The organism is Staphylococcus sp. OJ82, from assembly GCF_000294465.1.
In the GTDB taxonomy this organism is placed as follows: domain Bacteria; phylum Bacillota; class Bacilli; order Staphylococcales; family Staphylococcaceae; genus Staphylococcus; species Staphylococcus equorum.
Genome location: NZ_ALPU01000001.1, coordinates 168,198 through 194,294 on the forward strand (window position 1 = coordinate 168,198; position 26,097 = coordinate 194,294).

The 26,097-nt window shown below is 34.6% G+C and carries 19 protein-coding genes, 1 pseudogene and 1 other annotated feature (1 of these 21 cut by a window edge); of the genes and pseudogenes, 11 read left to right on the plus strand and 9 right to left on the minus strand.

Annotated elements, in window-relative coordinates:
- Nucleotides 1-357: a binding site (T-box leader), on the plus strand (it extends 21 nt beyond the left edge of the window).
- A 62-nt stretch (nt 358-419) separates the two neighbouring features.
- The 9 genes from SOJ_RS00820 (at nt 420) to SOJ_RS00860 (ending at nt 11,857) form a co-directional block, all read left to right on the plus strand.
- Nucleotides 420-1,523: a PLP-dependent transferase gene (locus tag SOJ_RS00820; RefSeq protein WP_002506150.1), complete on the plus strand. Its 1,104-nt coding sequence runs from the start codon at nt 420-422 to the stop codon at nt 1,521-1,523.
- Nucleotides 1,520-2,695, plus strand: coding sequence for a cystathionine beta-lyase MetC (metC, locus tag SOJ_RS00825; RefSeq protein WP_002506151.1), 1,176 nt, complete (start codon nt 1,520-1,522; stop codon nt 2,693-2,695). The genes SOJ_RS00820 and metC overlap by 4 nt, the downstream gene beginning before the upstream one ends.
- Nucleotides 2,649-4,490 carry a bifunctional homocysteine S-methyltransferase/methylenetetrahydrofolate reductase gene (locus SOJ_RS00830; protein ID WP_002506152.1) on the plus strand — a complete coding sequence of 614 codons (1,842 nt, stop codon included), beginning with the start codon at nt 2,649-2,651 and terminating at the stop codon, nt 4,488-4,490. Before metC ends, SOJ_RS00830 begins: the two co-directional genes overlap by 47 nt.
- Nucleotides 4,484-6,730, plus strand: coding sequence for a 5-methyltetrahydropteroyltriglutamate--homocysteine S-methyltransferase (metE, locus tag SOJ_RS00835; protein ID WP_103170100.1), 2,247 nt, complete (start codon nt 4,484-4,486; stop codon nt 6,728-6,730). The genes SOJ_RS00830 and metE overlap by 7 nt, the downstream gene beginning before the upstream one ends.
- A gap of 24 nt (nt 6,731-6,754) precedes the next feature.
- Nucleotides 6,755-7,504 carry a cyclase family protein gene (locus tag SOJ_RS00840; RefSeq protein WP_002506154.1) on the plus strand — a complete coding sequence of 250 codons (750 nt, stop codon included), beginning with the start codon at nt 6,755-6,757 and terminating at the stop codon, nt 7,502-7,504.
- A 315-nt stretch (nt 7,505-7,819) separates the two neighbouring features.
- Nucleotides 7,820-8,260, plus strand: coding sequence for a LytTR family DNA-binding domain-containing protein (locus SOJ_RS00845; protein ID WP_002506155.1), 441 nt, complete (start codon nt 7,820-7,822; stop codon nt 8,258-8,260).
- The gene (locus tag SOJ_RS00850; protein ID WP_002506156.1) at nt 8,257-8,718 is read left to right on the plus strand and encodes a DUF3021 domain-containing protein; all 462 of its coding nucleotides are present in this window, start codon (nt 8,257-8,259) and stop codon (nt 8,716-8,718) included. The genes SOJ_RS00845 and SOJ_RS00850 overlap by 4 nt, the downstream gene beginning before the upstream one ends.
- Nucleotides 8,719-8,819: 101 nt before the next feature.
- Entirely contained in the window at nt 8,820-10,625 is a 1,806-nt protein-coding gene (locus tag SOJ_RS00855) for an assimilatory sulfite reductase (NADPH) flavoprotein subunit (RefSeq protein ID WP_002506157.1), read from the plus strand.
- A 161-nt stretch (nt 10,626-10,786) separates the two neighbouring features.
- The gene (locus tag SOJ_RS00860; RefSeq protein WP_002506158.1) at nt 10,787-11,857 is read left to right on the plus strand and encodes a hypothetical protein; all 1,071 of its coding nucleotides are present in this window, start codon (nt 10,787-10,789) and stop codon (nt 11,855-11,857) included.
- Between the two features lie 90 nt (nt 11,858-11,947).
- On the opposite strand, the gene SOJ_RS00865 is transcribed toward SOJ_RS00860, so the two are convergent.
- From SOJ_RS00865 to SOJ_RS00895, 7 genes are all read right to left on the minus strand, one after another.
- Nucleotides 11,948-13,132: a thiolase family protein gene (locus SOJ_RS00865; protein WP_002506159.1), complete on the minus strand. Its 1,185-nt coding sequence runs from the start codon at nt 13,130-13,132 to the stop codon at nt 11,948-11,950.
- Between the two features lie 32 nt (nt 13,133-13,164).
- A complete protein-coding gene (gene fadB, locus SOJ_RS00870) occupies nt 13,165-15,423 on the minus strand; it encodes a 3-hydroxyacyl-CoA dehydrogenase/crotonase FadB (RefSeq protein WP_002506160.1) in 2,259 nt (752 codons plus the stop codon).
- 52 nt (nt 15,424-15,475) lie between these two features.
- Nucleotides 15,476-16,684, minus strand: a complete 1,209-nt coding sequence (gene fadE, locus SOJ_RS00875) for an acyl-CoA dehydrogenase FadE (RefSeq protein ID WP_002506161.1) — start codon at nt 16,682-16,684, stop codon at nt 15,476-15,478.
- Between the two features lie 93 nt (nt 16,685-16,777).
- A complete protein-coding gene (gene fadD, locus SOJ_RS00880) occupies nt 16,778-18,304 on the minus strand; it encodes a long-chain-fatty-acid--CoA ligase FadD (RefSeq protein WP_002506162.1) in 1,527 nt (508 codons plus the stop codon).
- Between the two features lie 18 nt (nt 18,305-18,322).
- The gene (fadX, locus tag SOJ_RS00885; RefSeq protein ID WP_002506163.1) at nt 18,323-19,897 is read right to left on the minus strand and encodes a fatty acid degradation protein FadX; all 1,575 of its coding nucleotides are present in this window, start codon (nt 19,895-19,897) and stop codon (nt 18,323-18,325) included.
- A gap of 339 nt (nt 19,898-20,236) precedes the next feature.
- Nucleotides 20,237-20,668 (minus strand): universal stress protein, encoded by a 432-nt coding sequence (locus tag SOJ_RS00890; RefSeq protein ID WP_002506164.1) that lies wholly within the window; start codon nt 20,666-20,668, stop codon nt 20,237-20,239.
- Nucleotides 20,669-20,902: 234 nt separating this feature from the next.
- Nucleotides 20,903-21,805 (minus strand): ABC transporter substrate-binding protein, encoded by a 903-nt coding sequence (locus SOJ_RS00895; protein ID WP_002506165.1) that lies wholly within the window; start codon nt 21,803-21,805, stop codon nt 20,903-20,905.
- Between the two features lie 632 nt (nt 21,806-22,437).
- Between SOJ_RS00895 and SOJ_RS00900 the strand changes: the two genes are divergently transcribed.
- Nucleotides 22,438-23,058, plus strand: coding sequence for a hypothetical protein (locus tag SOJ_RS00900; RefSeq protein WP_002506166.1), 621 nt, complete (start codon nt 22,438-22,440; stop codon nt 23,056-23,058).
- 530 nt (nt 23,059-23,588) lie between these two features.
- Nucleotides 23,589-23,906 (plus strand): FCD domain-containing protein, encoded by a 318-nt coding sequence (locus SOJ_RS14855; protein ID WP_236582974.1) that lies wholly within the window; start codon nt 23,589-23,591, stop codon nt 23,904-23,906.
- A gap of 133 nt (nt 23,907-24,039) precedes the next feature.
- Here the strand turns inward: SOJ_RS14855 and SOJ_RS14315 are convergent, their stop codons facing one another.
- Nucleotides 24,040-24,135, minus strand: coding sequence for a type I toxin-antitoxin system Fst family toxin (locus SOJ_RS14315; RefSeq protein WP_021339293.1), 96 nt, complete (start codon nt 24,133-24,135; stop codon nt 24,040-24,042).
- A 226-nt stretch (nt 24,136-24,361) separates the two neighbouring features.
- Nucleotides 24,362-25,733 (minus strand): annotated as a pseudogene (locus SOJ_RS00905) (CitMHS family transporter).
- Between the last annotated feature and the right edge of the window lie 364 nt (nt 25,734-26,097).

Consider the following 26,097-nt stretch of genomic DNA (forward strand, 5'->3'; position numbering starts at 1 on the left):
GTAAAACTTACACTGCTGACACAGAGAGTCTTTGTTCGCTGAAAGAAGACACGGAAAGAAAGTTTGAAAATGGCCTTTGAGTGTTGATACCAATATGAGGTGTCAACGGGATCGCCCGTTATAGCGATACAGTATTAACATTTTGTTAAATGGCGTACTGGATTAAATCCACGCGTCGTATATTTCGTTAATACTCATTTTATTCATATAAGATGAGTTTTTTTAATTCCAACGAAGATACGATGTCACTATTCAGTCTCTGTTGCCTATTCAACAATTTGGCGTACTGGATAAGGTTACTTTAGTGATAGAGTAACAAACAAAGGTGGTACCGCGAGCTAAGCTTTCGTCCTTTATATCCGATTATTCGGGTGTAAAGGACGGAAGCTTTTTTTATTTTTAAAAGGAGGTTATCTATTATGAAAAATACTGAACTGGCACAAATTGCTTTGTCACAAGATCATACAGGCGCAGTTGCAAATCCAATCTATTTATCAACAGCATACCAACACCCTCACCTAGGCGAATCAACTGGTTACGACTATACAAGAACGAAAAATCCAACCCGCTCAGCATTTGAGGAAGCTTTTGCAAAACTAGAACGAGGTACTGCTTCATTTGCAACTTCAAGTGGTATGTCAGCCATTCAACTTATTTGTAATTTATTCAAAACTGGTGACGAAATATTGGTATCTTTTGATTTATACGGTGGCACATTTAGACTTTTTGATTTTTACGAGCAACAGTACGGTATTCATTTCAAATATGTAGACTTCCTTAATTATGAAGAAGTAGAACAAAGTATTACTGAAAATACAAAAGCACTATTTATAGAACCGATTTCTAATCCACAAATGATAGAAGTTGATATCGACCCGTACTATATCTTAAGTAAAAAATTCAATTTACTAACAATTATAGATAATACATTTTTAACACCTTATCTTTCAACGCCACTTGAGGATGGTGCAGACATCGTCTTACATTCTGCCACAAAATACATAGGTGGCCATAACGATGTACTTGCTGGCGTTGTCACAGTGAATGACGATGCGCTAGCAGAACAATTAGCACAGTTACACAATATGATTGGTGCTACACTATCACCTTTCGATAGTTATTTACTACAACGTGGCTTAAAAACACTACACATCAGAATGGATCGTTCAGAATATAACGCTAAACTACTCGCAGAACGATGTAGTAACTTAGACGCAATTGATAAAGTACTTTATAGCGGACGTACTGGCATGTTGAGCTTACGTTTAAACAAAGCCTATAAAGCTGACAAATTCTTAGAACATTTGGAAGTTTGTTTATTCGCCGAAAGTCTCGGTGGTACTGAAACATTTATAACATTTCCATATACCCAAACCCATGTCGATATGCCAGATGAGGAAAAAGACAAACGTGGCATTGACGAACATTTACTTAGACTATCTATCGGAATTGAAAATTATGAAGATATTGAGAAAGACATCGTACAAGCATTACAAAAATCTAACCAAGGAGTGATTTCATGAGTTTATCAAAAGAGACAGAAGTAATATTCGATGCACATAGAGGTACAGATTATGATTCGGCGAACCCTCCCTTATATGATTCTTCTACGTTTCATCAAAAAGTGTTAGGTGGCAATGCAAAATACGACTACGCACGAAGTGGTAATCCTAATAGAGCATTATTAGAAGAAAAATTAGCCAAACTAGAAGGTGGCAGTCACGCATTTGCTTATGCTTCAGGTATCGCCGCAATTTCGGCAGTATTGCTTACGTTAAATGCTGGTGATCATGTTATTCTACCTGATGATGTTTATGGGGGCACATTCAGACTAACTGAACAGATATTAACACGTTTTAATATTCAATTTTCAACAGTAGATACGACAAACTTAAATGAGATAGAAGATGCGATACAAGACAACACAAAACTAATTTACGTAGAAACACCATCTAATCCATTATTCAAAATTACAGATATTAAAGGTGCAGCTCACATCGCAAAACAGCATCAACTCTTACTCGCAGTGGATAACACATTTATGACACCGCTTGGGCAATCACCATTAGCACTTGGTGCAGATATCGTTGTTCATAGTGCAACGAAGTTCTTAAGTGGTCATAGCGACATTATTGCCGGTGTAGCGATTACCAATAATCAAAGCGTAGCAGATGCACTTTATTTATTACAAAATGGTACAGGCACGGCATTATCTGCTCACGATAGCTGGACTTTAGCAAAACATTTAAAAACGTTGCCCGTGAGATTCAATCAATCTGTGGAAAATGCGCAACAACTTTATGAATTTTTAGCTCAGCGTGAAGAAATTGCTGAGGTATATTACCCGGGAAATGACGCCTTACATTTATCACAAGCGCGTCACGGTGGTGCAGTATTAGGCTTTAGATTAAAAGACGAAACCAAAGCACAAGCATTTGTAGACGCATTATCATTACCGCTCGTATCTGTGAGTTTAGGTGGCGTAGAAACAATCCTTTCTCACCCAGCTACAATGTCACACGCAGCAGTGCCTAAAGAAGTACGCGAAGAACGTAACATTACATTCGGATTATTTAGATTAAGTGTTGGTTTAGAATCTGCGGATGAATTAATTTTAGATTTAAATTACGCAATTAAGGAGGCTTTCAATGAGTCAACTCATCGACAAACTGAAGAACAACATATTAGTAGCTGACGGCGCTATCGGCACCATTCTTTACTCTGAAGGTCTAGATACATGTCCTGAAGCTTACAACTTAACACATCCTGAGAAAGTAGCACATATCCATCGTTCTTATATTGAAGCTGGTGCAGATATTATACAGACTAATACGTATGGTGCAAACTTTGAAAAGTTAAAAGACTTTGGCTTAGAACATAAAGTGAAAGAAATTCATCAATCTGCTGTAAAAATCGCAAAAGAAGTTGCAAAAAATGACACATTCATCTTAGGTACTGTTGGTGGCTTTAGAGGCGTTAAACAAGAAGATTTAGGTCTATCTGCGATTCAGTATCATACAGAAATACAAGTAGATACTTTAGTAGAATCTGGCGTAGATGGTTTACTTTTTGAAACTTATTACGACTTAGAAGAACTTACAAATATTATAAAAGCGACAAAACGTAAACACAATATACCGATTATTGCGCAACTCACTGCTTTGAATACAAATTATTTAAGAGACGGTACAGAGATTAATACCGCATTACAACAAGTAGCAGCAAGTGGTGCTGATATTGTGGGATTGAATTGTCATCATGGTCCCCATCATATGCAACAATCATTCTCACATATTGAATTACCAGAAGGCGCATACTTATCGTGCTATCCGAACGCAAGTTTGCTTGATATAGAAAACAGCCAATTTAAATACAGCGATAACGCCGAGTATTTTGGCAATGTCGCACAGAAACTTATTAACGAAGGCGTTCGCGTCATTGGTGGTTGTTGCGGTACAACACCTGAGCACATTGAATTCATCAAATCATCTATAGCTAATTTGAAACCTGTAACACAAAAAAATGTAATACCGATCACAAAATATACGAGTACTTCATCTAAATCAAAACAATCTCAGAATCTAACATCAAAAGTAAAACAACGTCCGACGATTATAGTTGAATTAGATACACCGAAACACTTAGATACAGATGCATTTTTCAGAAATATCAAAAAACTTGATGACGCCAATATCGATGCGGTCACATTAGCAGACAATTCTTTAGCAACCGTAAGAATTAGTAATGTCGCTGCAGCAAGCATTATTAAACAACAATACGATATCGAACCATTAGTGCACATCACTTGTCGCGACCGTAACCTTATCGGATTACAATCTCATTTATTAGGGCTATCACTACTAGACATCAATGAAATATTAACCATCACAGGTGACCCTTCTAAGATTGGTAACTTACCTGGTGCTACAAACGTATACGATGTAAACTCCAAAGGTTTAACCGAAATTGCATCGCGTTTCAATCAAGGCATTAACACAGATGGTGATGCGCTGAAGACAAAGACAAACTTCAACATCGCAGGTGCCTTTGATCCAAATGTAAGAAAATTAGAAGGTGCAGTAAAACGCTTAGAGAAAAAATTAGAAAGCGGTATGCACTACTTTATTACACAGCCGGTTTATAGTACTGAAAAAATTAAAGAAGTCTATGAAGCAACGAGACATTTAGATGTTCCCTTCTTTATCGGTATTATGCCAGTGACAAGTTATAATAACGCTTTGTTTTTACACAATGAAGTACCTGGTATTAAATTATCAGAAGAAGTGTTAGAACAATTTGAAGCCGTTAAAGATGATAAAGAAAAATCAAAAGAACTGAGCTTGAAACTATCCAAAGAACTGATTGACACAGTACATGAATACTTTAATGGTTTGTATTTAATTACACCATTCCAAAAAGCAGATTACACATTAGAACTTGCAGCTTATTCAAAATCAATTACTTCAACTAAACAGGAGGCAATATTATGACTATTAAAACATCAAACTTAGGTTTTCCAAGATTAGGTAGAAAAAGAGAGTGGAAAAAAGCAATCGAAGGTTACTGGTCTAAAAAATTAGATTTAGATACATTGCATCAACAATTAACAGATTTGCATAAAGAAAATTTATTACTACAAAAAAATTACAATTTATCAAGTATTCCTGTCGGTGATTTTTCACTTTATGACCATATTCTTGATACATCTTTACTTTTTAATATTATTCCTGAACGTTTCCAAGGTAGAGACATAGATGATGATTTATTATTCGATATTGCTAGAGGTAATAAAGAACATGTTGCAAGTGCCTTAATCAAATGGTTCAACACAAACTATCACTATATCGTTCCAGAATGGGATCATGCCGAACCGAAACTTAATCACAATGTCTTATTAGAACGCTTTAATTATGCAAAATCTTTAAATGTAAACGCACATCCTGTCATTGTAGGTCCGATTACATTTGTTAAATTATCTAAAGGTGGCGACCAATCTTTCGAAGAAAAAGTAAACACACTGTTACCTTTATATAAAGAAGTACTACAATCATTAAAAGAAGCTGGTGCTGAATATATTCAAATCGACGAACCTGCATTAGTGACAGATGACAGCGCAGATTATGAAACTATTACACAAGCAGCATATGAGTATTTCGCTGAGGCTGGTTTAGAAAATCATATCGTGATACAAACCTATTTCGAACGTGTTAATCTACAATTTTTAAACAGCTTACCTGTTAAAGGGCTTGGCCTTGATTTCGTTCATGACCATAACTTTAACCTTGAACAAATTAAAGCTGGCGATTTTGATAAAAACAAAACACTTTATGCAGGTATTATCGATGGTCGTAACGTTTGGGCTGCTGACATTGAAGCTAAAAAAGAACTTATCGACACGTTACAAAATTATACAAATGATCTTATTATTCAACCATCAGCGTCATTATTGCATGTTCCTGTATCATTAGATGACGAAACACTTGAAGAATCAATTGCCGAAGGATTAAGTTTCGCAACTGAAAAATTAGACGAATTAGATGCCTTGAGACGCCTATTTAATGACAATGATGCTGAAAAATATAATCAATTAAAAGCACGCTATGAACGCTTCCAGAATCAATCATTTAAAAACCTTGAATACGATTTTGATAGCGTACGTACTTCAAGACAATCTGCTTTTAAAACGCGTAAACAAGCACAAGACAAACGCCTTAATTTACCAGATTTACCAACGACAACAATTGGTTCATTCCCACAATCTCAAGAAGTGCGTAAATACCGTGCTGATTGGAAAAATGACCGCATCTCAGATGAAAGTTACCAATCATTCTTAAAAAATGAGATTGCACGCTGGATTAAAATTCAAGAAGATATTGGTTTAGACGTCTTAGTACATGGTGAATTTGAACGTAATGATATGGTCGAATTCTTTGGTGAAAAACTACAAGGTTTCCTAGTAACTAAATTCGGTTGGGTACAATCATACGGATCACGTGCGGTGAAACCACCTATCATTTATGGCGATGTGAAATGGGCTGAACCACTTACAGTGAAAGAGACACTTTATGCACAAAATTTAACAGACAAGCCTGTAAAAGGTATGCTCACTGGACCTGTCACAATTCTGAACTGGTCATTTGAACGTGTAGACTTACCGCGTGAAGAAGTACAAGATCAAATTGCGCTCGCTATTAATGAAGAAGTATTGGCACTTGAAAATGAAGGTATTCAAATTATTCAAGTAGACGAACCTGCTTTAAGAGAAGGTTTACCGCTTCGTTCAGAATATCACGAAGACTACTTAAACAAATCTGTGCATTCGTTTAAACTTGCAACATCTTCCGTGGCTGATGAAACACAAATTCATACACATATGTGCTATTCACAATTTGGACAAATCATACACGCAATCTACGACTTAGATGCAGACGTGATTTCTATTGAAACATCTCGTAGCCATGGTGACTTGATTAAAGATTTCGAAGATATTACTTACGATTTAGGTATTGGTTTAGGGGTATATGATATTCATAGTCCACGTATTCCGACTGAATCAGAAGTTACAGAAGCAATCCATCGTGCCTTACAAGAAATTGATCGTTCGTTATTCTGGGTCAACCCAGATTGTGGATTGAAGACACGTAAAGAAGATGAAGTAGTAGAAGCATTAAGTGTCTTAGTAAATGCCGTTGATAAGTTACGAAAATCAACAAATACAGCAACAGTATAACGATTAAAAATGGTGGTGATACACATGAGTTATCCATTATGGGAACAATTAGAACAATTAGAACAATTAAAATCATCAAAGTGGGTCGATTTGACCCACACATTTGATGAAACCATTCCATGCTTCAGTGAGTTTGAACGCGCTAAAGTTTCTACCCTGTTTAACGTAGCAGACGATGGCTTTTATGTTCAAAATTGGAATATAGTAAGTCAGTACGGTACACATATTGATGCACCTATTCATTTTGTGGAAAACACACGCTATTTACATGAATTAGATTTAAAAGAACTCGCCCTACCACTTGTTGTTTTAGATTTTTCACAAGAAGTAGCAGAGAATGCAGATTTCATATTAACTCGCACACATGTCGAACAATGGGAATCAACGCATGGAACAATTGAACCCGGCACATTTGTCGCCTTACGCAGTGATTGGTCGAAACGTTGGCCAGACATCGAACAATTCGAGAATAAAGACAGCAATGGCAACCTCCATTTACCCGGTTGGGGCCTCGATGCTTTAAAATACTTGCTCGAAGAACGACAAGTCAAAGCCATTGGTCACGAAACATTTGATACAGATGCTTCGATAGATGTAGCCAAAAATGGTGATATCGTTGGTGAACGTTACGTCCTAGGACAAGATACATTCCAAGTTGAGCTGTTGACGAATTTAGATCAACTACCCACACGTGGTGCCCTTATTTACACGATTAGCCCTAAACCTAAAGACGCGCCAGGATTTCCTGTACGCGCATTCGCTATTACACCCTAATAGCTAAATCTTTAAGATATCATTAGATATACACGAGCACCCCAAACTTAAAACTCTAGCTATTATAATATAAAAGATATTAAGAAATTGAGCACTTCTTATATATCAACTTCTCCTTTTAAAAGATATAATTTATATCCCCTAAATCATTCCCTACCAAGAATGATTTAGGGGAATTTATTATGTGCATTTTTAAAGGTCATCCACTTAATGTGCATTTGTAACCACTTAGTTAGCAATACTGACCGCTTAATTAAACTATGTAGTATTTAATGCTAATATTTGTTTTACTTAACTTAACAGGAGGCGTTGCATATGAAGGTCAGAGTTAAATACAACAATGCATTATCCGAAGATGAAGTTATAATACAAGCTAATGAAAACGCAGAAAATTTGCTAGATATCGTGCAATACATCAAACAATTATCCAACCGAAAAACATTTACAGGCAAACATAATGATGAAATTCACTTTATCAAACAGCGAGATATTATATGTTTCAGGATGGAAAATAAAATACTAACCATCTATACATGGAATCAACACTTTACCCTGAACGAAAGATTATATACTATTAAAAAACAATTAAGTTCAAACTTCCTACAAATATCTAAATCAGAAATCATCAATATCGATTATATCGACCATTTGAAACTCAATAAAAACGGAACTATAGAAATTCGCTTTTCAAACGATGACTTCACATATTCTTCTAGAAGATACTTATCTATAATAAAGGAGGCTCTAAAACTATGAAAAGGTTAATACATGGTGCAACTATAGGTGTTTCGATTGGTACGATGATTTCGCTATTATTTTCTTTTATATTTTCGCATACGCAATTTATGCCTGTTTCTCCAATATCGACAATGGGACGATTTTACTATGAACACTTCACCGAGTTACAAATTATGCTGATATCTGTTCTAATATGGGCTTTCATCGGTGTCACATTTAGTTTGGGTGAACTGATATTCTCACATACCCGCCTCTCAATTTTTAAAAAGACGGTGATTCATTTTAGTGTAATGTTGATAGTGATGTTTCCTTTAGGTATATTAGCAGGTTGGTTTCCACTCCGAATCTCGGTCATCATCGTATTTATACTCATATATACAATGATTTACTTTGTTATTTGGTCTATTGAAAGTAGAAGAGCACAAAGAGATATAAATGAAATAAACAAGATCATTTCAGAGAATCAAAAACATTAATCCTATTTCAATTAATTAATAAAGTAATTCAATGATGTTATGATTTAAGGACATGATGTTTACACAAACCTCATACAATAAAAGAAGACGAGGTGAATGATTTGCAATTAAATGAAACCAATACTCCTTTTAACAAAGAACAATTGGCACTTATAAATCAACTTCTGCCAACATTATCTTCAAGTCAGCAACAATGGTTAGGCAGTTATTTAGTTAATCCTGAAACGCAGGATGATGAGGTGACACCATCAAACGCAACTGATAGTTCCGTAGCTGAACCTTTAGAAGTACATGTTCTATTTGGTACTGAAACAGGTAATGCTGAAGAAGTTGCCGATCAATTTGAAGCAAAATTAAAGGAACACAATTTAAATGTTCATTTGTCGGAGATGGATGATTTCCCGCTAGATGAACTGACAAATATAGATTACCTGTTTATCATATGTTCTACACAAGGCGTGGGAGAGCCCCCAATCAACGCGATAGATTTTCATGAGTTTATGCACAGTGATAAAGCCCCACGATTAGATGGATTAAACTTCTCTGTACTCGCATTAGGAGACGAAAGCTATCCAGATTTTTGTCAGGCAGGAAGAGACTTTGATGAAATCTTCGGAAAATTAGGCGGTCATCGATTAGCTGAAAGGGTAGATTGTGATTTTGATTTTGAAGAAGTAGCAGAACAATGGATTGCAGATATGCTAGAGCTATTAACCAACGTTTCGCCAAACACAGATGCAAATGATGTGATAGACGATGAAGTCACAATTGAAGAACCTCATGGTCAGTATTCCAAATCAAACCCATTTCAAGCTGAAGTAATACAAAATAATGTACTGACTGAAGCCAATGCAACACGCGAAGTCAGACATCTTGAATTATCTCTTGAAGGTTACAACGAATCATATGAGCCTGGAGATAGTTTAGTAGTAATACCTGAAAATGACCCTGCCCTTGTTGAACACTTTATCGATACTTTAGGTTGGGACGCTGAAACACTTGTTTATGTTGATAAAGATGAACAACCATTAACATTACAAGATGCGTTGACACATTACTTTGAAATTTCAAAAATAACACCTGCCCTAATGAAAAGTGCTGCTGAGTTATTTAGTAATCCAATGTTAAACGCAAATGTTCAAAAAAATGATTGGATTCAAGATTATATTTATGGTCGAGATGTCATCGACTTGATTAAAGACTTTACACCCGTATCACTTCAACCAAAAATGTTACCGCAATTATTAAGAAAATTACCACCAAGAGAATATTCAATCGCAAGCAGTAACAACGTTAATCCAAATCGTGTACAAATCACAGTACGTGTCGTGAAATATGAAGCGCATCGTCGTGAACGTCTAGGCGTTTGTTCCGTTCAACTTGCTGAACGTACACAACCTGGTGATCATATGCCTGTTTATCTTAAAAAGAATCCAAACTTCAAATTTCCTTATGAAGAAACCACACCTGTCATTATGATTGGTGCTGGCACAGGCATCGCACCTTACAGAGCCTATCTACAAGAACGCGCACACTTAAATCTTAAAGGATCACAATGGCTTATTTTTGGTAATCAAAATTATAATACAGATTTCCTTTATCAGAGTGATTTAGAGGGCTGGCTGAGTGACGGTGTACTCAGTAAATTAGATTTAGCTTTTTCAAGAGATACTGAAACTAAAATTTATGTCCAACACCGTATTGAAGATAATAGTGCTGAATTTTATAAATGGATAACAGAGGGCGCTACGATTTATCTATGTGGAAATAAAGATGAGATGGCTTCAGGTGTCCATCAAGCATTAGTGAATGTACTGATTAAACATGGTAATTACAGCCAAGATAGTGCAGAAGACTATTTAAGAGATTTAATTAAAAATCAACGTTACCAACGTGATGTTTATTAGTATGTATGTACTATAGCCAAGAACAAAACAACATTAATTCATTTTCTGTTGTTTTCTAACAGCATAATTATCTAAGGTATTTGTAACTCAATTTCTTTTTGTTAAACAAGTCTGATACGATACTTTAAATCATAAACTTACCCAAAGGTAGCGTGATAAATATGGCTCAATGCGCAATCACTTATGACAATGCATTATTGCTTATTAAAAATGATGCACAAGGCCTTCATACAGCATTTAAATTAGAGGGCACTAACCCGATTTCAATAGCTCAAGATCCTTTAAATAGTAATATATTATATTGCGGCACGTTTGACCGTGGTTTATGGAAAAGTACCGACAAGGGTGATACATGGGCTCCAATAGGCACAAGGTTCACTTACAATAGCCCATTTAAGAAAGATGATATTCATATGACATCAATCACAGCAGTGACAGTGGTTGATACTGGTAAATCTTCTGGCACCGTAATTGTTGGCACGGAACCAAGTGTGCTTTTCATCTCCTATAATGAGGGACAAACATTTGAACTCCTTACAGATTTTGAACATATACAAGGTAAAAATCAATGGTTCTTCCCGCCTAGACCATTTACGCATCATGTAAAATGGTTTGATACTAATATTAAATCTCCCGGAACAATCAATTTAACTATTGAAGCCGGCGGATTTATTCAATCCAGAGATTATGGTCAACATTGGGAGCTCCCACGCACAGATCGTGTGCTACCTATAGATATTCATGTGCTTAAGAGCCATCCTGATTACCCAAATCAATTGTACGGCGTTTTAGGAGATGCCTTTTTAGAAGGTGGTAGAGATACATTTATTGAAAGCGATGATTATGGTCAAACATGGACGACATTCATTGATGGTATAAAATATAGATACGGCTATGGATTAGCGGTTAATTCTAACAATTCCAGTAATATTGTCATCGCTACATCGAACTCACCGTTTAACGCACATAATTATGATGATGACACGTTTTCAACGATTTACTATGTTGATAAAGAACATGAAAGTGCTTGGACAGAAGCTGATGAAGGTTTACCTGCACCAGAGAGCACCTTAATTTCAGCCATCTCCGAAAAGGATGGTATATTTTACATTGCTAATAATAAAAGGGTTTTCTATTCCGAAAGCGGTGGAAAAAGCTGGACATCATTAGCAATCGAATGGCCTGAATCACTTACACATCAACATGCACATCAATTTATCACTTTGAATTAAAACCATAATAAAATAACAAATCATAAATTAAAACCCCTTAAGCATTTATCTTACGCTTAAGGGGTTATTTATTACATATTCAAACTACGATTATCTTACATATTCAAAAATGCCAGCAGCACCCATGCCAACGCCAATACACATCGTAACCATTCCGTATTTCGTATCTGGCTGTTTCTTCATTTCAGAAAGTAGTCTGCCTACTAACATCGCGCCTGTTGCGCCAAGCGGATGCCCTAGTGAAATTGCACCACCATTAACATTGGTTTTCTCCATATCTAAACCTGTTTCTCTAATGGAAGCTAATGTTTGAGATGCAAATGCTTCGTTTAACTCAACTAAATCAATATCTTTAACATCCAAGTTTGCTAATTTCAATGCTTCTGGAATAGCATACGCTGGACCAATACCCATTAACTTAGGATCTACACCCACAGCTTTAAAGCCAACAAAGCGTGCGATGGGTTTCACGCCTAATTCTTTTACTTTTTCACCAGACATGACTACGACAAACCCTGAACCATCTGTTAAGGGTGCCGAGGAGCCTGCGGTCACTGTACCGTTAGCCTTAAACACTGTAGGTAATTTAGCTAAAGTTTCCTTATTTGTATCTGGTCTGATTAATTCATCGTCTTTAAATACTTCTTTCGAAACGACTGGACCATTTTGATCATAAGTGACTTTATTCACTTCAATCGGTATAATTTCGTCATCAAATTTACCTTCTTGTTGTGCTTTTGTAGCACGTTGATGACTCTGTACTGCATATGCATCTTGGTCTTCTCTAGACACATTGTAAGTTTCTGCTACCATTTCTGCAGTTAGTCCCATTGGATAAGAAACACCTGAATCTTCATCTTGCAGAATCGGGTTGTTTGTTGGTTCATTACCACCCATTGGTACTGCACTCATCAATTCAATACCGCCTGCTACAAGGATGTCTGCTTGATTCGCGTTAATCTGGTTTGCTGCATGCGCAATCGTTTGAAGGCCTGATGAACAGTAACGATTAACCGTTTGTCCTGGTACTTCGTTTGGCATGCCTGCAAGTAATGCAATTGTTCTTGCAATGTTCTGTCCTTGTAAGCCTTCTGGAAATGAATTGCCGACGATAACGTCTTCTACCATACTAGGATCAAATGAACCTCCAACTCTTTCCAATACACCTTTTAATACTTTTGCTGCCACTTCATCTGGTCTTTCGTGAGCCATTGCCCCATTCTTTGCCTTACCAGCTGCTGAACGTCCATAAGCTACAATATATGCATCTCGCATTTAAGTTCACCCTTTCTTTTTACTCTCAACTATTAATTACGTAATGGTTTTCCTTTTTCTAACATGTGTGAAATTCTGTCATACGTTTTTTTATTTTGTAAAAGCTCTAAAAATCTTTCTTTTTCAAGTGTCTGTAAATATCTTTGATTCACGTATGTGTTACGAGGAATGTCACCGCCTGCTAATACTTCTGCCACTTTCAACGTAATTTCATAATCGTAGTCACTGATAAAGTTACCCATACGTTGTGCATCTAACTGACCTTCAGCTAATGCCTTAAAGTCTTTGCCTAAAGCAATATATTGTGATTTTGGTGTAGGTACATAATTAGTTTCTGATTCGTAACGCGCTCTATTTAATGCAACTTCAACACGTCTTTCAGTATTCAATATTACAGTATCCGTCTCTCTCAAATAACCATATTTCACTGCTTCATATGCATTTGTAGAAACTTTTGCGAAACCAACTTGCATTAATATTTTAGTAATTGAATCTTGTTTATCATTGTTTTTATGATTTGTGCGCAATACTCTATCCGTTAATTCTGCGAGTCCACCACCAGCTGGTAGTAAGCCTACGCCTGTCTCAACAAGACCAATATAAGATTCACTTGCAGCTACCACAAATGGTGAATGAAGTACAAGTTCGCAACCGCCACCTAAGGCTCTACCTTGAACTGCAGTAACAACTGGTTTCAACGCATGTTTCAGTCTAGTGAATATATAATGAAGTTTTTCGACCATGGCGCCTACTTCTGATACCACTTGGTTTTCTTCATGTGCTTTTTTCATTTGATACAAATTCGCACCGACACTAAAGTTGTTGCCGCCTGCATAGATGACCATGCTACTATAGTCTTCATCTTCTAATTTGTTAATTGATTCTAATAAATCATCAAGGAATCCGCCAGTAATCACATTATTTTTACTTTGTAATTTTAAAAGTAATTGATCTTTATTCGCCACAGATAAGTTAGAATCTGCTCTTTCCCAAATTTCTTGATCAATATACTCTGCGACTGGTGTAACACGTTCAATAGATTCACCTTCACTGTAGAATGGTTCATTGCGTTGCTCTATCCAATCTGGAAGTGATCCTAATTCTTCTTTCATGCGTGACTTCACACGTTCGAAGCCCATTAAGTCCCACAATTGGAATGGTCCTTGTTTCCAGTTAAAACCCCATACTAATGCGCGATCAATATCTTTAAAATCAGTTGCCGCTTTCGGCACGTTAATCGCTGAATAATAGAAATTATTTCTCAATGTTTCCCATAGAAATATGCCTGCATCATCTTGTGCATTAAAGATAACGTCTAAGTTAGAAGCCAAGTCTTTATTAAACTTGCCTAAAATCTCTAATTGTGGTGGTTGCGGTGGCACATAATCATTTTGCTCTGCATCAAAGACGAAACGCTTTTTATCTACTTTTTTATAAAATCCTTGTTTCGTTTTATTACCTAATGCACCTTTTGCCGCTAATTTTTCCGAAAGTTTTACATCGTGGAAAAATGGTTGTTCATCTGGAACGCTTTGCATACCTTTAATTACGGTCATAGCAATATCAAGACCAACTAAATCTGATAAACCATACGTTCCCATTTTTGGTCGTCCAATACTACGGCCAGTTAAAGCATCCACTTCTGTAATAGAAAAATCTTGGTTTTCAGCTCTGTACATAATGTCATTCATCGTTTGTGTACCAACACGGTTAGCCACAAATCCTGGGACATCATTTGCAACAATGACACCTTTCCCTAATACATCTTCTGCAAATGCTTGTACGCGTTCCACTACCGCTTCAGACGTTTTTTCATTTGGAATTACTTCGACTAATTTCATAATGCGTGGTGGATTAAAGAAATGCATTCCGAAAAAGCGTTCTTTATCTTTTCCTTCAAATACATCTGCAATCGACTCTATTGGAATACCTGATGTGTTCGTCGCAAATATAGCATCATCTTTTGCTACCTTTTTCACTTTATCCCAAACATTATGCTTAATATCCACTTCTTCTTTTACTGCTTCAATATAAATGTCAGCGTCATCTTGCTCAACTAAATCTTCATTAAAGTTGCCATAAGATAAATTTGAGGCAAAGGCTAAGTCAAATAGCTGTGGACGCTTTGGATTAGTTATTACTTCATAAGCTTTTTTGGAAATTTTATTAGGTTCATTCTCATCAATCACAATGTCTAATAATTTTACTTTTAAACCTGCGTTGACAAGGAGCGCAGCGATTTGACTACCCATCGTGCCTGCACCTAACACAGTTGCTTTTCTTATCGTCATACTAAAACCTCCAAATTGTTTTTTCTATATCTTCAATCGTTCATATTTTATATTAAATAAATGCTGAGTCTCCCGTGATTGCTCTTCCAATTACAAGTGCATTGATTTCATGTGTGCCTTCATATGTGTAAATCGCTTCAGCATCTGCAAAGAATCTTGCAATATCGTACTCTCCTGCTAAAATACCATTTCCACCATGCACACCACGGCCCATTGATACTGTTTCTCTTAATCTCAGTGCATTCATCATTTTAGCTGTTGAAGTTGCCACTTCATCATATTCACCTTTTGCTTGCATACGTGCAAGTTGCGCACATGTCGCCATTGCTTGAGCTAGATTGCCTTGCATCATAGCTAATTTCTCTTGAATTAATTGGAACTTACTAATTTCCTTACCAAATTGTTTACGTTGCGTTACATAGTCTGTCGTAGCTTTTAATGCGCCTGCCATCGCTCCTGTAGCCATGTACGCCACGCCTGCACGAGTAGAATATAATACTTTCGCAATGTCTTTAAAGCTATTAATATTTTGCAGCCTTTGTTCTTCTTTCACGACCACATTTTTCAGACGAATTTTGGCGTTAGGAACGATACGGAGTGCAATTTTATTTTCAATAAGTTCGATTTCCACGCCTTCTTGACTAGGCTCGACAATAAAGCCTTTAGGTTTACCAGTATCTACATCTACTGCGTATACTGGCATAACGTCGGCTACATTTGCACCACCAATCCATTTTTTCTCACCATTAATAACCCATTGATCGCCCTCACGTTTCGCAGTAGTTTCTAATCCACCCGCGACATCAGAGCCATGTTCCGGTTCTGTTAATGCAAAGCACGTACGTAATTCGTGTGATTGTAATTTGGGTAAATAATAGGCTTGTTGCTCTTTACTACCACCAAACCAAAATGAATTATGACCTAAGCCTTGATGTACACCGAGTAATGTCGCTAAAGAAACATCAAATTTGGCTATTGTGTATGACATAAAGAATTGGAATAGTTGACTAGGTGTTTTTTCTCCTTCACGTCCTTCAAATAGTAACGGATTTTTGAAATAGTTTAATTTACCCAATTCTTCAAAATAGTCTTCTGGCTCAGTCGCATTTAACCAATGCTCATTAACTGAGTCTCTATATTTTTCTTCTAACATATCATTAAGCTGTTTTAATAATTTAACTTCTCCTTCAGTTAAATCTTTTGCAATACTTAAAATATCCTCTGGATATAATGCTTTGATTACTTCTTCTTTTGTTGGCATAATTAAAACCTCCACTTTAATGTTAACGCTTACAAATCTTGTCAAAAAAATTTATAGTTATTATTTTAAAATATTTATAAAAGCATAAGTTATTTAAGCTAATTCATCATCTTGTTGACGCGCTTTGTCAGCTTTATTATTCATCTTCTTCTGTAACTCTAGCTTATCTGGTTTTGAAGTTGAGTTCAGCGGAATATTTGTTAATTTTAAATACATTCTCGGAATCTTATACCCAGCTATGTGTTCTCTCATGTGTGCGTCTAATTTTTGTTCAAAGTCTGGATCATCTTCAGTCAATACCACTGCTGCTGAAACAGATTCTCCATATTTAGGACTTTCATAGCTCACTACCACACCTTGTGCTACTAATGGATGTGTTGATAAGACCGCTTCTACTTCAGAAGGCAGCACATTTTCACCACCAGTGATAATCATTTCTTTACGTCTATCAACGATATAGATATCACCGTCTTCATCTATTTTTGCTAAATCTCCTGTTAAGAAATATCCATCTTTGAAATTTTTCGCTGTTTCTTCTGGTTTCTTCCAATAACCTGGTGTAACATTGTTACCTTTAACAGCTAATTCGCCAATTTCTCCAGTTTGTATATCTTCAAATTCATCATTTAAAATACGATAGTCCACAAACATGACAGGCTGCCCAATACTACCAGGTTTTTCAGCGCCATTTTCTGGCGTGTTAACCATTGTTAGTGGCGCTTCCGTCAAACCGTAACCATTAACGATAGATAGGCCCATACTGTTAAATTTCTTTTGCACAGCAGGTAGTGGTGCTGACCCACCTTGAAGTAAGAATTCAATGTTATCGAAGTTTTTAAGATCAAAATTCTCTGCAACTAACATTGCATAATACATCGTTGGTATCTGTATTAAATAATTTGGTTTGTAATGTGCCATGAGATCATTTAATGCTTCACCATTGAAGTAGCGTTGTATAATCAGTGTGCCGCCTGCCATTAGCAATGGTAACGTCAAATCGTTAAAGCCTAATACATGAAACATTGGTGTCGAAACAATCGTCTTATACGTAGAATTTATTTTATAAGTGAGCGCCGTATTTATTGGATTATTGACGAAAGTTTCATACGTAAACATAACGCCTTTAGGTAATCCTGTTGTACCACTTGTGTACATTAACGCTGCTAAATCATCTTTTTCTACATGTACCGTTTTGAATGGACGGTGATTGTTTGGATCGACCATATCATCATATTGTTTTGAATCGACATCCATATGAATGAGTTCGTCTGCGATTCCCTCTAAACTTGATAAATGCTTTTGTGAATAAAAAATTAATTTTACATCAGAATCTTGAATCACGCTTTCAATTTCCTGTGTTTTCAAACGCCAATTCATCGGTAAATATACTGCACCTATTTTAAATGTAGCGAATAATAAATCCAGAATAGCTACATCGTTTGGTGAGAAAATACCAACGACATCCCCACGTTCTATACCTTGATCTTGTAAATGATTTGCTAAGTTCTCTGCACGTTTATTTAAATCTTGATATGTCCATTCAGTACCTTTAAATGGATCGATAATTGCTGGCTTTTCCTCATCAAATACTGCTCTCGTTTTAATCCAGTCGTAATTCATATTTTTCTCCCCCTTATTTTAAATACGATCTTCCGACTTAATTACCTGAGACAGACCTCCCCATGTTTTTTGATAAATATCATTCTGTGTTATGTTAATCTCGTCAGAAATGATTGGTTGAAACTCCATATTTGCTAAAATATCTCGCTCTAAATCTAAACCAGGTGCAATTTCAATTAATTTAATACCTTTGTCCGTCAGTTCAAACACTGCGCGTTCAGTAACAAAATAAACTTCCTGTGCTAATTTTCGTGCATTTTCAACATTAAAATCTATGTTGCCAACTTCTTTTACAAATTTAGGTGACTTACCTTGTGTTTCCACTTGGGCTTCACCGTTCACAAAATTTAGTTGACCCCCAACAACCATTGAAGCTGAAAAAACAATCCTTTTAACTGATTGGCTAATATCAATAAAACCACCACACCCATTCATTTTGTCTCCGAACTTAGACACATTAACGTTGCCATATTGATCCACTTCAGCAAAGCTTAGGAATGCGACATCTATGCCATCGTTATAGATAAAATCCCATGTTAACTCGTGTCTCATGCGTGCACTTAGATTGTAGTTCATACCAAAGTAATTACCGCTACTAATTAAGCCACCAAAAACGCCTGTATCTATATTCGTTTGAACTAAATGATTGGCCTGCTCCTCTTCTAAAACATTCGACAATTCATTATTAATGCCAAAACCAATACTGATTACATCTCCTTCAAGTAAATATTGAGCTGCACGTCTCAAAATCACTTTACGGGTACCTAATGCTATATATGGCTCTCGCATTTCAGTAATCTGATAATGTCCTGAAAGTGCTGGGTCATATTGTGTTTGGACAACCTGTCTGTGATATTTCGGATTGCTATTAACTACAACGTAATCTACAAGTTTACCCGGAATAAATACATCACTCGGATTGAAACGCCCACTTTGGATGACTGCTTTCACTTGCACAATCACTTTACCTTTATTCTTATGTGTAGCTGCTGCAACACTGTAACCCTCTCCAAGATGTGCTTCATGCGTCATATAAATATTACCTTCTGTATCGGCATATGTACCTCGTAACAATGCGACATCAATTTCTGGAAAATCATAATTTAAATATGTTTCTCCGTTGATTTCAATTAAAGATACTAGATCCTCTGTCGTACGCGTATTTACTTTGCCACCAGAATATCTAGGATCAACATTGGTATTCAGCCCAATCTTAGTAATTGTTCCTGGTGAAGCAGATGTTTGACTACGATAATGCGTCGTAATTACACCTTGAGGCACGTAATAGGCTTCAATATCATTATTGCGCATTGCATTGATAGTCTTAGGTGAACCAGTAATAATACTTGTGATTAATCGTTTGATCATACCCCTTGATACAAAAGAATCTAAATCATAACTGTCGCCACGATAATCACTAATATCGTTTGCCAACATAAAGGTGAAGGCTTTAGGCGTTTGATGCTCATCATATTGATCGACTAATGTTTTGAGAATCTCAGCTGGTAAGTTAGCCGTTGATAATGCTGCTAGGGCTATCACATCACCTTCATTAATGATGTCTTTCAAATCTGAAAACGGAATAATTTTCATACTTGCGACTCCTATCTTTGTTTAATCCGGCTATTTTATCTATCATTTTCCCCTTGAATAATCTCTCCCTTTTTAATAAATGTAAACCCTTACATGTAATATACCATTATTATTGAAAATTATGCAAAAATTCTTTATTTTACATAGTAAATTAATAAATAAAACAGATAATGGCGGGCATAAATTAGCGAATTAAAAATCCCTTCAAAATCCACACTTTTTCAGCGCACACCTTGAAGGAACACATACTTTTATAAGATTGTAGTACTTTTTAGGTCAGCATATATTAAAAATATTAGCATGATGCTTAGTTTAATAAGGTTTCTATGCTTTTAATCTTTATTTAACAATTAATACTGGGACAGAACTTCTTTTAGCAATCTTATGCGTAACATCTCCTAAAACGTGTTTAATATTCAAACTCACTCTATGATTACTCATAATTACTAAATCGTATTCACCTTTATCTGTATCGCCAGAAGTAATTTTGTCTAAGATTGTATCTTTAACAGGTCCAAAATCAATATCTACTTTATATTGAACCTTTTTTTCATCTAATTCGTGTAAAAATGGAGCAAGGCTGCTTTCTTTTTCTCTAATAATATCACTTTTTTGTTCAATATAATTTTCTAAATTAGTTGCAAAATTAGTTTCTTCAACAACATGATAAACTGTAACAATTGAATCTGTATCAACCATTTTTACTAAATGGTCAGGAATCGCACTAAAATCATTTTCAAAATCATAGGGTAATAATATATTTTTAAACATATACACTAACCTCCTAGTAGCAAGTATTTAGATACCTATTACTTATATAATACCCTCAAAAATATTTTTTAATTTAGTAACAACAAATGCCAACCATTGGAGAACTAAATTCAAAATAGTTGAAGTTAGAAACTTGATAATAACAGAGTTGTGTCTAAAATCATTTTACATTATGAAAGAATACAAAATTGTTTATCTTAAATATTCTAATTATTATTCTATAAAAAGTTAAATTTAGTTGTTTAGCAATTTGGATTTTAGTATTTTTCTATTTTCTTCTAATGAGTATGGGTCATTATACCAATAGTTTTCAGCTTTAACGTGAAATACATGACCTTGATTTACTGACGGAATATTCTTCCAAACATTAGTTTTTTCAAACTCTGGAGAGGATTTTCTCTCGCTCATTGTAATAATATAGTCTCCAGCGTATTTAGGCATTGATTCTAATGATAAAGCTTTATACCCATCTTTTTTCACTACCTTTTCTAAAGGTTCTGGCATTTTTAAATTAAATGCCTGATACAAAATTTCTCCTCCTCTCCCCCAATCTTTACCGAAAGCATAATATTCTTTATTAAAGTCATCAAAAATTGAAACTGTGGCATTAGTGCCAATGTGCTTTTTAATTTCATTAGCATCTTTAGCTGTCTGTTTCTTCCAATTATTCACCCATTGCTTTGCTTTTTCTTCTTTTCCTAATAATTTTCCTAATTGAATCTGAGTATCTAAATAATTTCTTTTACCATATTCCATCGGGATTGTTTTTGTGATTTTTTGGAACTTCTTCAAGTTTTTGTCATCAGTATCTGCAACAATAAGATCTGGTTTTAGTTCAGCTATTTCTTCTACATTTTCAGCGTTTATTTTTTTAACCTTTTTGAATTCTTCGTTTAATATCTCACTTTGCTTTATGTCTTTGTTCACACCAACTACATGTCCACCTAGTTGCTTTATACCTCCTGCGTATGTATCAGCTGCAACAACTATACGTTGGGGATTTTTGGGTATACTTATCTTTTTACCAGAGTCTAAAGTATACTTTTTTTCATCTTTCGCCTTTTCTTTATGAGCATTATTGCTACATGCAGATAGTAGCAATAATACTATTAAAAATGGTACTGTTAATTTTTTCATCTATGATCCCCCATATATAATTGATATTGATATTCATTATCAATTATATATTTTTTTGTTACTTTAGCAACTACTATTTAAAAGGCTAATGTTATTAATAATATCCTTCTCTTTACTTTAGAATATATTTTTAATTAAAATTATATTTTTATTATTAATCCAATTGTTTTATTACACCCAAAATTGTTTAAACGAGCAATCAATTTTTATAAAGAACTAGCAGTAGTCTGACCCACTCTTGTGGGAAAAATGCTATATGAAGACTACAAATTAAGGCATTACACACGAAATAAAGGGTGAAATCGTAAAAAAGTCGGAGCAATTGTCGACACACAGAAGCTTACTTTCAATAAAATATTTTAATCTACTCATAATTAAATTCGAATGAATCAATTATGTTTCTTTAAATGTTGAACTTTGATATAGTCGGATATTGAATATAAAATATCAGAATTATATTAAAAGTAGGTGTTTTTATTTCTTCAAATATTATTTCTATTCAAAAAATATCGGCTTTAGCACTTCACATTTTAATGTGGGGTGTTTTTCTATGTTTTTAAATCAACGTTTAATAATAGATGTTGTGAAGTCTATCTATTATATAAGTAAAAATTCTATAAGGAGCGTAATGTATGATTGTAAAGGATAGTATTACCAATCCATTTAATATAATTTGTAAAAATAAATATGAAGAAACAAATGCCTTCACATATAATAGGTTAATAAATTATGGAAGTGCTTATTATTATTTAAAAGATACTTCATTTGATTATATTTCTAAAAGTGTTGTTAGTAAGTGTGATGGTGTAGACAACGAGGAATTCAAATCTAGGTTTTATCATTATGGAGAAACTGAAAAATTTTGTATCGAAGAACTAGAAGTAACCTCTACATTTGAAAATAAAGGCGTTATGACCATTATGTTTTGTGACGTTATGCTAGCAATGTTAACTAGTGAATTATCACATCAACATCATATAGAGATTAAATTTATAAACACATCAGATTTGATAAAAGATGGCAAAATAGTAAACGTGTATCATAGTGTGATACCTAATTATGAATTATCAACAACTAAGCCTGATAGTACAAGAATATCTTTAGAAGGCCAACGTAATAAATCAAGCATTGAATTTTATCAAGATATTTATAATATATTTCCTTTAGAGACTAGAGAAGAAGATATTGAATATTATACAAGTCTAAGAGCTGAAAAAATAAAAAGCTTTAATGAAAAGTTAAAAGCTATTTAGAGAGTTAACAGCAACTATCCGTAAGCATTGTTATTAAGTATAAATTTGATTTTGAAACAATTAAGAGACCCCATTAAAAAATGAACAATAAAATCAGGTGAAAGAGATTTTTAAAGGAAAGGTAAGAAAAGAACATGATGAAAGAGATAATAGCTATAATAGTACTGTCTTACGGCATCATTACAGGTGTATGGTATTTATACGTAAGTCATGGAGAATTAGAAGGCTTGAAGAAAAAGATAACCACTGCCCTTTCAATATTAAACAGTCTTATAGTAATTATATTTGGGGGATTAACGCTTTTAAACCTTTTATAAATAATAAGTTATGATCAACCTTTAATATTATCAGCACTATCGATGTTCCAACTGTCCATATTAGAAGAAAATAAAATTAGAGCGTTTTATATTTACTTTGGTTTAGCCCTCCTTATAATAAATCTCTTTATACGTTAGATGGAAAAGATAAAAATATTGATATTTATTTAGTGTATTACTTTTAATTCCTTCGATTACTTTTAAAATAAAATAATTGTAGCCCAAAAGAAACATCTAGAGCAAGGCGACTTATATCAATGGTCAAAAGAAGACGATGCATTCCATGAAAAAATCACTCAATTAGCTAATAATTCTAAACTTATCAATATGAGAAATATACATGGTGATCAACTTTTTAGAGTTCGTTTATACACTATTAATGAAAGACCTATACCTGAATTTTCAGTTGAAGAGCATGAAGCCATGTTAACTTGTATGAAAATTGGCGATGCAAAAACCGCAAGACAATTAATGGAATATCATAGAAAAAGAGCTTGGAAGGAAATAAAACAGGTTCTAAAACACTTATAGATATATGGCTGTATTTTGCATTTCCAACCCTTATGATGTTATAATTCACTTAACAAGGAATCCAATATGGATACACCAAGCCCCTCACTATTACGAGTAGTGAGGGGCTTTTTGTAGGTGTGGCTATTGTCGCCTATTTTTCATTACGTTTACGCAGCCAATGCGTAAATAACGCAATGATACAATCACTGATGACTGTGATCGTCATGTGAACAAGGAATTCCAACATAGATAACACCTCCTCTCTACGTCGGCTTGACGCCTGAGAGATAGGCTACTCAACTATTATACCATCTGTAAATACGCAAGCATATGGACTTCCGATAAGTTGAATTATGCTGAATAGATTTCTAACAAACTATGATACATTTATAATCAAAAAGCGTATTCGCATTATAGTGTCTAGTTGATTAAATTTGTTCAATTGCCCGTTCAATTGCCCGTTTAATTATCCATTAAACTGTTACTACACCCATTAGAATAGCAATTATCAACAGAATAATCGCAAATCCCCAAATCCAGAAAAATGCATATTTAATATAAGTACCCATATTCGCTTCTGCTAATCCAATAGCTAACCACAAGGCTGGAGAAAATGGACTTACAAATGTACCAATAATATTACCTATAACCATAGAATAGGCAGTTGAAATAGCGGGCACGCCAAATTGACTTGCTGTTTGTTCAACTATAGGTAAGACTGCAAAATAATAAGCATCTGTACTTGTGAGTAAATCAAGTGGCACACCAAAAATGCCAACAATAATATGTAAATAAGGGCCTACAGCGTTAGGAATAATATGAATAAAGTTAACTGCAATAGCTTCTAACATACCCGTTTCATTCAATACTCCTAAGAACATTCCTGCTGCAATAATCACAGCGGCCATCATTAATGCATTTGGTGCATGTGCTTTCAAACGACTCATTTGTTCATCTACATTGGGAAAATTAATAACTAATGCGATTGCTACACCAATCATAAAAGCAAATTCTGGAGGCGCGATGTTTGCTAACATTACTACGATAATTACAATTGTAAGTAAAGCGTTAATCCAATTCATCCATGGATTATTAATAGCTACACCACGTACCGGAAATTTTATATCTTGGTCACGCTCATAATTTTCAACTATCTTATTTATATCTAAGTGTTGTGTATCAGCTACTTCACCTTTATTAATAGCTTGATTAATACGTAATTTTTCTCTAAAACCTAAAAATACTGCGAAAAGTAACACCAGAATAAATCCTGTGATTTGTATAGGAATGATACCATACCATAACTCATTAACATTTTTAACACCTAAAACTGATGCAGTACGTGCCATTGGCCCTCCCCAAGGCACCATATTCATAATTGCAGCACTTAAAGCAAGTAGTAATAATAGTAGATAACGGTTCATGTTAAGTGCTTTATATTAAAGGTAATAAAGCAGGAATAGAAAGTAAGAAAGTCGTAGCTCCAGCACCATCAAGTTGAGCAAAAGTGCCTATTAATGCGGTTACAATACAAACAACAATTACATTGCCTCTTGTTAGCAAAATTAATTTCTTTACGAGAGGTTTAAATAAACCACTATCACTCATAATACCAAAGAAAATAATAGCAAAAATAAACATAATAACGACATTTATCACTTGATCCAAACCACTATTGAAAAACTCAACTAAATCTCCAATACTATAACCTAATACTAATGCCCCAACACTAGGTATTAAAATCATACCTACCACTGGACTAATACGTTTTGCAATTAACAAACCTACAATAGATATGATAATTATCAATCCAACAATTGTTAACCAAATACTATCTTGTTGCATAAAAATCCCCCTTTAAATTATAAAAGCGCTAACATTAAATGTTAGCGCTTTTATATAAACATAATAATATTTGTTGTTAATTGTAACAAAGAATCGGAATAATTACACAATTAACTATATTTTTATACAAATCTAAGAAATTTAATAGATTTTTAATGAAAAAGTTATTTTGCTATTATTTAAAAAATATTATCATTCTGCAATTTTTGTTTTCTATTTTCTAGATGCTAAAGTATCTGAAACAAATTTTTAGTGGAGTAAGATTAATTTTTGTATAATTTTAGTTAAGCTAATAATGGCTAAGGTATGAAATATAAAGCAGTTGTAATTGAATATGACCCGTTTTTTAGCATTATGTGGAAGT